This window comes from Bacillus sp. EKM208B (genome assembly GCF_011800725.1).
Taxonomy (GTDB): Bacteria; Bacillota; Bacilli; order Bacillales; family Bacillaceae; genus Bacillus; species Bacillus velezensis.
The window spans coordinates 233,854-246,140 of record NZ_JAANHO010000004.1; the positions used below are offsets into that span (position 1 = coordinate 233,854).

Here is a 12,287-nt window from a genome sequence, read left to right on the forward strand (position 1 = left end):
CAATTGCCCCCTCCATTCCGATCTATCAATGCGTATAAAAAAACGAGTATAAAACCGTCCATTTTATACTCGTTTATTATTCATTAATCCTCGGCTTTTTCAACTAAATCAGAAAAGAGACCGTATACGTAAGATTCTGCATCAAACCGCTGGAGGTCGTCAACCTTTTCTCCAAGGCCGACCAGTTTCACGGGGATGTGAAGCTCATTGCGGATTGCCAGGACGATACCGCCTTTTGCGGTGCCGTCAAGCTTCGTTAACGCGATACCCGTCACATTCGTCGCTTTGGAGAATTCTTTCGCCTGCGCCATCGCATTCTGGCCTGTCGTCGCGTCAAGCGCAAGGAGAACCTCATGCGGAGCCTCAGGCACTTCGCGTTCGATGACGCGTTTGACTTTTTCAAGCTCTTTCATTAAGTTTACTTTATTCTGAAGGCGGCCGGCCGTATCACAAATCAGCACATCCGCTCCTCTTGCTTTAGCCGCGTGTACGGCATCATAAATAACCGCCGCAGGGTCGCTTCCGGCAGCCTGCTTAATGACAGGCACGCCTGTACGCTCCCCCCACACTTCAAGCTGTTCAATCGCCCCGGCTCTGAAGGTGTCTCCGGCAGCGAGCACAACGGATTTGCCTTCATTCTTCAGCTTATGGGCAAGTTTTCCGATCGTTGTCGTTTTTCCGACGCCGTTTACCCCGACAAGCAGAATAACGTTCAGGCGCCCGTCCTGAATATTTAATTCAGAAATCTGTTCGTCGCCGCTGTTATAAATGTCGACAAGCTTTTCAGAAATGACGGACTGCACTTCCTGAGGATCCTGGATGTTTTTCAGCTTCACTTCTTTTTTGAGCTCATCAATCAGCTCCATGACGGTTGTAAAACCGACGTCAGCGCCAATCAGCACTTCCTCAAGCTCCTCGAAGAAATCCTCGTCGACTTTCCGGTAGCGGGAGACGAGTTCGTTCACTTTATTCGAGAAGGAATTTCTTGTTTTTTCAAGACCATCTTTAAATTTTTCAGAGACGGAGTCTGTCTGTTTCGTGATTTTCTCTTTTAATTTTTTAAAAAAGCTCATCTTTCAACCTCTTTCCTCGTTACTGAACGAATTCTTTTGTTTCTTCCAGTTTGACCGAAACCATTCGGGAAACGCCGGATTCCTGCATCGTAACACCGTAGAGGACATCCGCTTCTTCCATGGTGCCTTTTCTGTGGGTGATGACGATAAACTGGCTGTCGCTGCTGTATTTTTTTAAATATTGCGCAAACCTGAATACATTGGCTTCATCAAGCGCAGCTTCCACTTCATCAAGGACGCAGAACGGCACGGGCCTTACTTTCAGAATGGAGAATAAAAGGGCAATGGCAGTCAGCGCCCGTTCTCCCCCTGACAAAAGATTTAAGTTTTGCAGTTTTTTGCCCGGAGGCTGCGCGATAATGTCCACCCCGGAGTTAAGAAGATCATTCGGATCAGTCAGCTTCAGTTCAGCCCGCCCTCCTCCGAATAAAGAACGGAACACGTCGTTGAATTGAGAACGGATCTGGATAAACGTTTCATGGAATCGCTTCGTCATTTCAGAATCCATTTCTTCAATGACTTGAAACAGTGTGTTTTTCGCTTCCGTCAGGTCATTTTTCTGCTCTGTTAAAAACTGATACCGTTCGTTTACTCTTTCAAATTCATCGATGCTGCCGAGATTGACCGTTCCGAGCTCTTCAATTGAAAGCTTGATCAGTTTGACCCGTTTTCTCGCCTCTTCAGGCTCGAGTTCGAGCTGATATTGTTCTTTTGCCCCTTCAAAGGATAAGCTGTATTCCTCGCGTAAATACTGCAAGAGATTATCAAGCTCAACTTCCATCCGGCCGAGTTTTACCTCTTCATCTTTCAGAATTTCTGTTTTTTGCTTGTAGAGACGCTTCATCTCTTTCAGCTCAAGTTCGTTCGTATCAAGCGCCCGCTGGAGCTTCACACGCTGGTCGCGCCTGCTGGCGATCAATTCAATCGTTCTCGTTTTATCGTGAAGCTTGTGATGGGCTGCTTCTTCAAGCTGCTCCTCACCGCTTGTGCTGGACGTCATCTCTGAGGTCAGGAGGCTTAAATCTTCCCGTGTTTCTTTCAGAGCGAGCTGCGTTTCCTCAAGCTCTTTTTTCAGCCTTTTGAGATTGTCTTCTTCACTCGAGCACGCCTGTTCTTTTTTCGCAGCGGCCACTTTACATTCCGTCAGTTCATGAGAGAGCGTTTCTTTTGTTGAGGATAGGGTCTGCTTTTGTTTTGTCAGCCTTTCCATCTCTTCCTCAAGCTCTTTCAGCTGGCCGGATGCCTCACTCAGCTGTTCTTCCAGAGCTGATTTGCGCGTCTCTTTTTCCCGGCTGCTTTCCGTCAGTGATGCTTTCTCCTGATCGTAAAGCTCCAGATGGGTATTGATGTTCTTTTCAGCGACTTCGAGTTCATACAGCCTGCCTTTTACATCCTGCTGCTTTGTTCTGAAAGCTTCACCGTCTTCACGGAGACCGCTCAGCGTATGTTCAAGCTCTTGAATGGCCTGCTTCAGCGTTTTGACCTCTTTTTCGAGCAGAGCTGTTTTTTCTTCCATTTCGGCAAGCCGCGCAGTCACCGTCTCAAGCTCACGGCTTCTGCCGAGCAGAGAATTGTTTTTCTTTTTGACCGCGCCGCCTGTCATTGATCCGCCTGGATTGACGACATCGCCCTCAAGCGTCACGATGCGGTAGCGGTGCCCGAGAAGCTTGGCCAGTTCATTCGCGCCTTTTAAATCTTCAGTGATCAGCACGGTGCCGAGAAGGTTTTGAATGACATTCCGATACGCCGCATCATATGTGACAAGCCCGCTTGCTGTGCCGAGGAAAGACGGATGCTTCAGAGCCGTCTGTTCATCACGGGTTTGGAGCTGGCGCGGTTTCATAACCGTAAGCGGCAGGAACGTCGCGCGGCCGAAGGAATTCTGTTTTAAATATTGAATCGCTTTCCGCGCCGCCTGCTCATCGTCTGTGACAACGTGCTGCGCCGCTGCGCCGAGTGCAATCTCGATGGCCGTTTCATACTTTTGTTCGGTGGCAATCAGTTCGAGAACGGCGCCGCGGATGCCGCCAAGCTGCTCTTTCTGCTTCAGCACTTCTTTTACGCCTTGGTAAAACCCTGAAAAATCGCCTTGCATCGTTTCAAGCATATCTTTTTTGGATCTGGCCTGCTGGACGAATTGATACGCCTGATACAGCGCAGATTCTTTCTTTTCATATTGGCGTTTTTTCTGTTCATATGCTGTCTGGACTTCGCGAAAGCGGACGACCTGATTGTGAATATCCTCTTCAACGGCGGCCAATTCTTCTTCGCACGCCGCTTTGCGGACTGCAATATCGTTACGTTCTTCAAGATATTTTTCATTGTTTGCGGTCAGTCTCGCCTGCTGGACCGCAGATTGGGACATCTGGTCATCTAAAAGCTGCAGCTCGTTGCGAATCGACGCCTGGCTGTTTAACAATTCAAAGTAATCGCTTTTTAATTGTTCGATTTTGTCTTCTACATTTTCATTATGCAGACTGAGAGCCTGCTGCTTTTCTTTCACCTGGGCGTTTAACCGCTTCACTTCCGCACGCAGCTTATCATAGACGGCAGACTGTTTTTCAATGTCCGCTTTCAGTTCGGCTTCTTTGTTCGTGTAATGTGTAACGGATTCCTCAAGCTGTTCCCGGTTTTGCGCGGCGTTTTTTTTGCGCTCTTTCAGCACTTCTTTCCGGCCTTCCAGCTTTTCCAGCTCTTCACTTGTCACGAGCAGAACCTGCTGCAGTTCGTTGACGGATTCATCAAGCGCGTGGATTTTATCTCTCGTCTCTTCTATCACCGCTTCTTTTGCGGACAGAGCCGATGATTCCGCCAATTCTTCTTCTTTAGCAGCCTGCACCTTATCTTTTAAACCCGACCATCTGCCGTGCAGTTGTTCGATGTCAAAGGCGGTAAGGGCGATTTCGACATGCTCAAGCTCTTTCTTTTTTTCTAAGTAGTCTTTGGCGATTGAAGCCTGGATTTTCAGCGGTTCGACCTGATCTTCAAGCTCGTGGAGAATATCTTCCACCCTGTTTAAGTTATCCTGCGTCTCAAACAGTTTGTTTTCCGCTTTTTTCTTTCTTGTTTTATATTTCAGCACGCCGGCCGCTTCTTCAAAAATACTGCGGCGGTCTTCCGCTTTGCTGCTGAGAATCTCTTCGACTTTCCCCTGGCTGATAATAGAGAATGCTTCTTTCCCGAGCCCGGAGTCCATAAATAAGTCAATGATATCTTTCAGGCGGCACTGCTGATTGTTGATGAGAAATTCACTTTCTCCGGAACGGTACACCCGTCTCGTCACGCTGACTTCGTGGTAATCGATCGGGAGAAAATGATCTTCATTATCAAGCGTTAACGTGACTTCGGCAAGGTTCAGCCGCTTGCGCGAATCACTTCCCGCAAAAATAATATCTTCCATTTTTCCGCCCCGAAGCGAGCGGGCTGATTGTTCGCCGAGCACCCAGCGGATGGCTTCGGTAATGTTGCTCTTTCCGCTGCCGTTCGGACCGACAACGGCCGTGACGCCTTTTACAAAGTCAACGGATATCCGTTCTGCAAATGATTTAAATCCTATAACGTCTAAACGTTTGAGGAACATCCCAGATCCTCCTTATCGTATAAGTATCTCAATATTATCATAATCACCCGCTTATATCAGGCGCAGACATACTGAAATCCCCCTAGGGAAACAGGGGGATTTTATTGTTTCGTATGATGTTTTTGCATTTTTGCAAGAGCTTCCTGTGCCGCATGCTGCTCGGCTTCTTTTTTGGAACGTCCGTTCCCGATACCGAGCGCCTCACCTTTAAGAGAGACAAGCGCCTCGAATTCCCGGTTGTGGGCAGGCCCTTTTTCATTGAGAATTTTGTACTCAAGCGATCCTTTTCCGTCCCGCTGTACAAATTCTTGAAGCTGGCTTTTGAAATCCATCACATGAGAAAAAGCACCATCGTTTATTTTAGGGAACACGTACACTTTCAGGAATTGCTGAACCGGCTCAAGGCCCTGATCCAGATACAGTGCGCCGATAAACGCTTCAAACACATCCGCTAAAAGCGCAGGACGCTTTCTGCCGCCCGTCATTTCTTCTCCTTTTCCCAAGAGAACAAGATCGCCGAATGACAATTCATGGGCAAGTGAGACGAGTGACGGCTCGCATACGATAGCGGCTCTCAGCTTCGTCAAATCTCCTTCACTCATGGCCGGATATTTGGCAAATAAGAATTGGGAGATCGTCAGTTCCAAAACAGCGTCACCTAAAAATTCAAGCCTTTCATTGTCTTCATACGGCTTTTTCCGATGCTCATTCACATAAGATGAATGTGTAAATGCTTGATACAAAAGTTTCTCGTTTTGAAAATGAACCGAAATCCGTTCTTGGAACTCTTTAAATTGCTCTATTTTTTTATAGAACTTTTTTTTATCTTTAAAATGTGAGTGTTTTGACATAGTAACCTCCATAGGCACATCAGGTTCACCGCGCTCCCCGCCGTAAACGGAATCGGCAGCGCGTACAGCGTCAGACGCCGGTAACCGAACGATTAAAGGGCTAAAGCCCCGCTGTCAGGCGGGACTTTTAGCATCAGCTTATTGCTGGTTTTGTATGTAGTTCACAGCGTCGCCGACTGTTGCAATCTTTTCAGCATCTTCGTCAGAAATCTCCATATCAAACTCGTCTTCAAGTTCCATAACAAGCTCAACTACATCTAGGGAATCAGCACCTAAGTCTTCCTTGAAAGAAGCTTCAAGTTTGACGTCAGCTTCATCAACGCCAAGGCGGTCTACGATGATTTTCGTTACACGCTCTAATGTATCTGCCATAGCAATTCACCTCCCCTCAAGTATTATAGAGGATTCGTTTTTAAAAAACTAGAGAAACTAGGATGAAATTTTAAAAACAAATCTTTACATCACCATTCCGCCGTCAATATGAAGGGTTTGGCCCGTCATATAACGCGATCCTTCAGAAGCAAGGAACGTAACAACGCTGCTGATATCGGAAGGATCACCGAAACGCGCGAGCGGAATCTGCTTCAGCATTTCATCTTGGACTTCTTTAGAAAGCTTGTCCGTCATATCTGTAGAAATAAAGCCCGGAGCAATGGCATTAACCGTAATATTGCGGCTTGCAAGCTCTTTGGCTGATGACTTTGTTAAGCCGATTACACCGGCTTTTGCCGCCACATAGTTCGCCTGGCCGGGGTTTCCGCTGACGCCGACGATTGATGATACGTTGATAATCCGGCCGGAGCGCTGTTTCATCATCTGTCTTGTAACGGCTTTCGTGCAGTTGAATACACCTTTCAGGTTAATGTTAATGACATCATCCCATTCATTTTCTTTCATTCTCATCAGAAGATTGTCTTTTGTGATCCCCGCATTGTTCACGAGAATGTCGATTGAAGAAAATGCAGCGACAGCCTCTTTCATCATGTTTTGTACTTCTTCGGAATTTGATACATCGGCTTTTACCGCGATCGCGTTTCGGCCCAAAGATTTGATTTCATCTACGACTTCGTTCGCTTTCGCTTCATTCCCGGAGTAGTTGACTACTACGTTACAGCCGTTTTTCGCAAGATCAAGCGCGATCGCCCGCCCGATTCCGCGGGACGCTCCCGTTACCACTGCTGTTTTTTCATTAAGCATCCTGATTCTCCTCCTTCAGCGTTTGAATCGCCAGTTCGATGGTTTCATGGTCAGAAACCGCGATTGTTTTAAGGCGGCGGTTCACTTTTTTCACAAGGCCTGAAAGCACTTTTCCTGGCCCGATTTCAACAAACGTCGTGACGCCTTCGTCAATCAGTTTGTTAATGGTTTCTTCAAAGCGAACAGGTGAGTACAGCTGTTCGATCAATTTTTTCTTGATATCGTCTTTTTCTGTCATAACGTCAGCCGAAACGTTTGAAATCACGGGAACAGCCGCATTTTTCAACTCACAGGCGCTGAGCACCTCCTCGAGTTTTTGCGCTGCCGGCTTCATTAATTCAGAATGGAACGGTCCGCTTACTTCTAAAGGGATTGCCCGTTTCGCTCCGTTGTTTTTCGCTTCTTCTGAAGCCAGCTCCACGCCTTTTGCCGTTCCGGAAATTACGATCTGTCCGGGGCAGTTCAGGTTTGCAAGCTGTACGAGATGACCGTTTTCCGTCACTTGATCCGTTACCTTTTTCAAGGACTCCGCATCCATTCCGAGAATAGCTGCCATGGCGCCTTCTCCGGCCGGCACGGCTTCATTCATGAATTCTCCCCGTTTTCTTACCGTGTAAACGGCATCTTTAAATGTCATCGCTCCCGCCGCAACAAGCGCCGAATATTCTCCGAGGCTGTGGCCGGCGGTGAAATCAGGGGTGATGCCGGATTCTTTAAACTTTTCCAATACGGCGATGCTCGTTGTCAACAGCGCAGGCTGCGCATTGTATGTAAGGGTCAATTCTTCGGCGTCACCTTCAAAAATGAGCGAGCTCAGCTTTGTTTCAAGCGTTTCATCCGCTTCATCAAAAATACGTTTTGACGCTTCTTCGCGTTCGTACAGGTCTTTTCCCATACCGATATATTGTGATCCCTGTCCGGGAAATAAAAATGCAATCTTACTCATGATGCGGTAACCTCCAGACTACTCATCTGTTTTTTCTTCTTTTACTTCTTCTTCTATAAATGCGGCCACGTTTTGGCTGACCATTTCTCTCGCCTGGCGCAGCGCATGGTAAACAGCGCGTGCGTCAGAAGAGCCGTGCGCTTTAACGACGGGCGCTTTCAAACCGAAAAGACTCGCCCCGCCGTACTCAGAATAGTCCATTTTCAGTTTCATTTCCATCAGCTTCGGCTTCAGCACTCCCGCTGCGAGCTTAGAAACAAAACTTGAAGTCAGTGTATCTTTCAACATTTTGAAAATCGATAACGCTGAACCTTCCAATGTTTTCAACGTGACGTTGCCCGTAAAGCCGTCTGTGACGATGACGTCAGCAGCGCCTTCGAGCAAGTCTCTCGCCTCAACGTTTCCGACAAAATTTACGTTTGTTTCTTTTAATAATTCAAACGTCTTTTTTGTCAGGTCGTTTCCTTTCTTTTCTTCCGTGCCGACATTTAACAATCCGACGCGGGGCGAGCTGATTCCGAGAACCTGCCGGGCATATACAGATCCCATAATTCCGTACTGGACGAGATGCTCCGGTTTGGCATCGACATTGGCTCCCACGTCCAAAAGAAGGAAACCGTCGCCTGAAACGGTCGGAAGCGTCGGCGCAAGCGCAGGCCGGTCGATTCCTTTAATTCTGCCGACGATAAACAGTCCCGCTGTCATGAGTGCGCCTGTATTCCCCGCTGAGATGCAGGCGTCCGCTCTGTTTTCAGCCACTTCCTGCGCCATCAGCACCATAGAAGAGTTTTTCTTTCTGCGTACGGCGCGGACCGGTTCATCCGTCGGTTCAATCACTTCATCGGCGTGCAACACAGTGATGCGGTCTGATGTTGTTGGCAAGTGTGATTCTATCGTTGTCTTGTCACCGACCAGCGTAATATGAAGATCGTCAAATGCCTCAATACTCTTCATTACTCCGTCAATAACAGCTTTGGGTGCGTTGTCGCCTCCCATTGCATCTACAGCTATTCTCATGCATGCTCCACCTTTATGATTGTTTTGAACGGTACATGTCAAAGCTGCCGGAGAACACGACTTCTTCTCCCACATAGCTGTTGACTTCAACTACCGTTCTGCCTTTTTCTTTTTCGACTGCCGTCACTTTGGCTTTCGCAACGACGCGCTCGCCTTCTTTCACCTGTCTTGTAAAGCGGATATTTGCGCTTGCGGTCAGCGCCAGCTCATCATCAATGACGGCTACGGCGAGTGAGTTCGCCTGCGCAAACAAATGATGCCCCCGCGCAATTTGATTGCGGCTGAAGACATGTTCGCGTCTTACTTCTAATATGGAAATGGCCTGGCCGTCAAGCTCCAGATCAATAATTTCACCGATCACTTCGTCTAAAGACAGTGATTTCACTTCATCATCAAGCGTTTGTTCTGCCACGTTTTTAATTCTTTCCCTCAGCTCCGGTATTGAGAGCTCTAAGCGGTCTAAACGGATCGTCTGAATGCTGACGCCGAATTTCCCCGCTAATTCTTCATCTGTGATGAAGGGTGTCGATTTGATCGTCTGCTGCAATAATTTTTGGCGTTCTTTCTTGCTTCTTCTCATCTGTAAACACCATCCGGACAATTAAGACTAGGTACTAATAGTAGTATATAATCTCATAGATTGGAATGCAATGATTGTTTTTTGAAAGCCGCCGAATTTTACAGAATCAGCTTAATTTCTCCCCTTCTAGGACGCCGCTTGAAAGTAATTGGCCGCGCAGCATACGGTATTCGTCATCTTTCCAAAAAGCCTCTGAAGACACCAGATTGGCCGCATCCTGGCGGGCCGTTTCCAAAGCTCTGTAGTCATGAACCATATCCGCCACCTTGAACTCGGGCATACCGCTCTGTTTTTTCCCGAAGAAATCACCGGGGCCGCGCAGTTCAAGGTCCTTTTCAGACAGTTCAAAGCCGTCGTTTGTCTCCGACATGATTCTCATCCGTTCCTTCCCGGTTTCGGATTTCGGATCGGCCATCAAGATGCAGAAAGATTGGTGGTCTCCCCGCCCGACCCGGCCGCGGAGCTGATGGAGCTGAGATAATCCGAAACGGTCGGCGTCATAGATGACCATAATCGTCGCATTGGGCACGTTCACCCCGACTTCTACGACGGTTGTTGACACAAGTACCTGACATTGATTGGCGCTGAATTCTCTCATCACCTGATCTTTTTCATCAGAATGGAGCTTCCCGTGCATCAGGCCGACATTCCATTTACCGCGGTAAACGTCAGACAGCATGTTATATACGTCAATCGCATTCTGCACATCCAGTTTATCCGACTCTTCAATGAGCGGGCAGATAATATAGGCTTGCCTTCCCTGTTTCAGCTCTTTTTCTATAAAAGCCAAAATCCGCTCCAGCATGTCGTGTTTCACCCAATACGTTTCGATTTGTTTTCGCCCCGCGGGCATTTCATCTATCACGGAAACATCCATTTCTCCGAAGACGGTAATGGCCAACGTTCTCGGAATCGGAGTGGCTGTCATAAACAGCACATCCGGATCCTGACCTTTATTCTTGAGTTTTTTGCGCTGTTCGACTCCGAACCTGTGCTGCTCGTCCGTAATGACAAGGCTCAGCGCTTTAAATTCCACTTCGTCCTGGATTAAAGCATGGGTCCCTACTAAAATATCAATCTCTCCGAGAGCAAGCCGCTCCAAAAGCTCCCTGCGCCGCTTTCCTTTTACAGAACTCGTCAAAAGCGCGATATTTACATCTTCATTTGCAAACAACGATACGAGAGAATCTGCATGCTGTTCGGCCAGAATTTCAGTCGGCACCATTAATGCCCCCTGATACCCCGACAGAATCGCAGCGTACAAAGCGATGGCGGCGACGGCCGTTTTCCCTGAACCGACATCACCTTGCAGCAGACGGTTCATTCGGTAAGGGGATGTCATATCAGCGGTAATTTCCCGAAGCACGCGCGTCTGTGCGGTTGTGAGCGAAAACGGCAGGCTGTCTGTGAAAGCAGCGAGCTTTTCAGCAGGAAACACATGGCTGATGCCTTTTGACTGTTCCCTTTCCGCTTTACGGAACGCCTGCATTTTCAGCTGAAATAATAAGAATTCCTCGTAAACAAACCGGCGCCTGGCCTGCTGTAACGATTCCCTCGTTTCAGGCTGATGCATCGTCTGCAGGGCATGTTTGTAATCAGGCAGCTTGTAGCGGATTCTCAATTTTTCAGGAAGCGGATCGGCCGCACTGTCCAAATGATGCTGCAGCGCTTCCTTAATAAACCGTCTCATCATTTTTACGGTGACGTTTTCTTTAACGGAATAAACAGGCTCAATGCTTTTATCTTCTTGATGAGGACCGTTTTTTAATTCCTGCACGGAAACGGTCTGTCTGTGTTTATCCCATTTCCCGGATATCGTGACGACTGAACCTAACGTCAGTTTCTTTTTTAAGTAGGGACGGTTAAAGCAGACCGCGGTAATTAAATAATTGCCGACAAGCACCCTGAATGTCAGCCTGTTTCGTTTTTTGCCGTAATAGGTAAGAGAAGGTTCTGAATGAACCTTCCCTTCTACCGTCACTCTTTCTTCATGTTTTACTTCTTCTAAATCCCTCAGCTCATAGTCGTCATAACGGTAAGGGAAATAATTCAGAAGATCAGAAATGTCATAGATACCTAGTTCGTGCAATGTTTTTTCTGTTTCCGGCCCAATGCCCTTAATTTCCGCTATACTAGTTTGCTGATGGTGTGTCACTTGATTTCAGCGCTCCTCCGAAAATTTTTTTCTCTAATTCTCTTCCCGTCGGTGTCGCGGCTAAACCGCCTTGTCCCGTTTCACGCAGTGCTGTCGGCATTGTCTGGCCGATTTTGTACATCGCGTCAATCACCTCATCGCAAGGAATGCGGCTTGTAATCCCGGCCAGCGCCATATCCGCCGCGATCATTGCGTTGGATGCTCCCATTGCGTTTCGTTTGACACACGGCACTTCTACCAATCCGGCGACCGGGTCACATACGAGACCGAGCATATTTTTCAGTGTAATCGCCATTGCTTCCGCTGATTGCTGAGGCGTTCCGCCCGCCATTTCCACAATCGCAGCCGCTGCCATGCCTGATGCTGACCCGACTTCCGCCTGACAGCCTCCTGCCGCTCCTGAAATACTCGCATTGTTTGCTACGACAAAACCGAACGCGCCGGCTGTAAACAGAAAACGGATCATTTGTTCTGTCGTAGGGTTCAGCTTATGCTTTACGGCGAATAACGTTCCCGGCACAACCCCGGCAGAGCCGGCGGTCGGTGTAGCGCAGATCGTTCCCATCGCCGCATTGACTTCATTTGTCGCCACAGCTTTAGAAACGGCGTCTAAAATCAGATTGCCCGACAGGCTTCTTCCCGATTGGATGTATGCCTGAAGTTTCACGGCATCTCCGCCTGTTAAACCGGTCTGGCTCGTGACGCCCTTCAGCCCTTTTTCAACAGCTGCTTCCATGACGGAGAGATTGCGCTCCATTCCTTGAAAGATTTCTTCCCGCGTTTTTTGCGTCACTTCCATCTCTTGCGTGATCATCACTTCCGAAATCGGAATTTGTTTTTCTTGAGTGATTTCTATTAATTCTTTTACATTACGAAACATGTCATTTT

10 protein-coding genes are annotated in these 12,287 nt (G+C 47.9%); all 10 read right to left on the reverse strand.

Features of this window, described 5'->3' with window-relative positions; translation table 11 throughout:
• Positions 1–83 precede the first annotated feature (83 nt).
• A complete protein-coding gene (gene ftsY / locus G9F75_RS09125) occupies positions 84–1,073 on the reverse strand; it encodes a signal recognition particle-docking protein FtsY (protein ID WP_003154301.1) in 990 nt (329 codons plus the stop codon).
• 19 nt (positions 1,074–1,092) lie between these two features.
• Positions 1,093–4,653: a chromosome segregation protein SMC gene (gene smc / locus G9F75_RS09130; protein ID WP_167409062.1), complete on the reverse strand. Its 3,561-nt coding sequence runs from the start codon at positions 4,651–4,653 to the stop codon at positions 1,093–1,095.
• A gap of 101 nt (positions 4,654–4,754) precedes the next feature.
• Positions 4,755–5,504, reverse strand: a complete 750-nt coding sequence (gene rncS / locus G9F75_RS09135) for a ribonuclease III (RefSeq protein WP_014417754.1) — start codon at positions 5,502–5,504, stop codon at positions 4,755–4,757.
• A 138-nt stretch (positions 5,505–5,642) separates the two neighbouring features.
• A complete protein-coding gene (gene acpP, locus G9F75_RS09140) occupies positions 5,643–5,876 on the reverse strand; it encodes an acyl carrier protein (protein ID WP_003154310.1) in 234 nt (77 codons plus the stop codon).
• 84 nt (positions 5,877–5,960) lie between these two features.
• A complete protein-coding gene (fabG, locus tag G9F75_RS09145; RefSeq protein ID WP_003154312.1) occupies positions 5,961–6,701 on the reverse strand; it encodes a 3-oxoacyl-[acyl-carrier-protein] reductase in 741 nt (246 codons plus the stop codon).
• Positions 6,694–7,647, reverse strand: a complete 954-nt coding sequence (gene fabD / locus G9F75_RS09150; RefSeq protein ID WP_007409759.1) for an ACP S-malonyltransferase — start codon at positions 7,645–7,647, stop codon at positions 6,694–6,696. The genes fabG and fabD overlap by 8 nt, the downstream gene beginning before the upstream one ends.
• An 18-nt stretch (positions 7,648–7,665) precedes the next feature.
• Positions 7,666–8,664 carry a phosphate acyltransferase PlsX gene (gene plsX / locus G9F75_RS09155; RefSeq protein ID WP_007409758.1) on the reverse strand — a complete coding sequence of 333 codons (999 nt, stop codon included), beginning with the start codon at positions 8,662–8,664 and terminating at the stop codon, positions 7,666–7,668.
• A 13-nt stretch (positions 8,665–8,677) separates the two neighbouring features.
• The gene (gene fapR / locus G9F75_RS09160) at positions 8,678–9,244 is read right to left on the reverse strand and encodes a transcription factor FapR (RefSeq protein WP_003154320.1); all 567 of its coding nucleotides are present in this window, start codon (positions 9,242–9,244) and stop codon (positions 8,678–8,680) included.
• Between the two features lie 106 nt (positions 9,245–9,350).
• Positions 9,351–11,399: an ATP-dependent DNA helicase RecG gene (recG, locus tag G9F75_RS09165; RefSeq protein ID WP_014417753.1), complete on the reverse strand. Its 2,049-nt coding sequence runs from the start codon at positions 11,397–11,399 to the stop codon at positions 9,351–9,353.
• A complete protein-coding gene (gene sdaAA, locus G9F75_RS09170; RefSeq protein WP_003154324.1) occupies positions 11,377–12,279 on the reverse strand; it encodes an L-serine ammonia-lyase, iron-sulfur-dependent, subunit alpha in 903 nt (300 codons plus the stop codon). The genes recG and sdaAA overlap by 23 nt, the downstream gene beginning before the upstream one ends.
• Between the last annotated feature and the right edge of the window lie 8 nt (positions 12,280–12,287).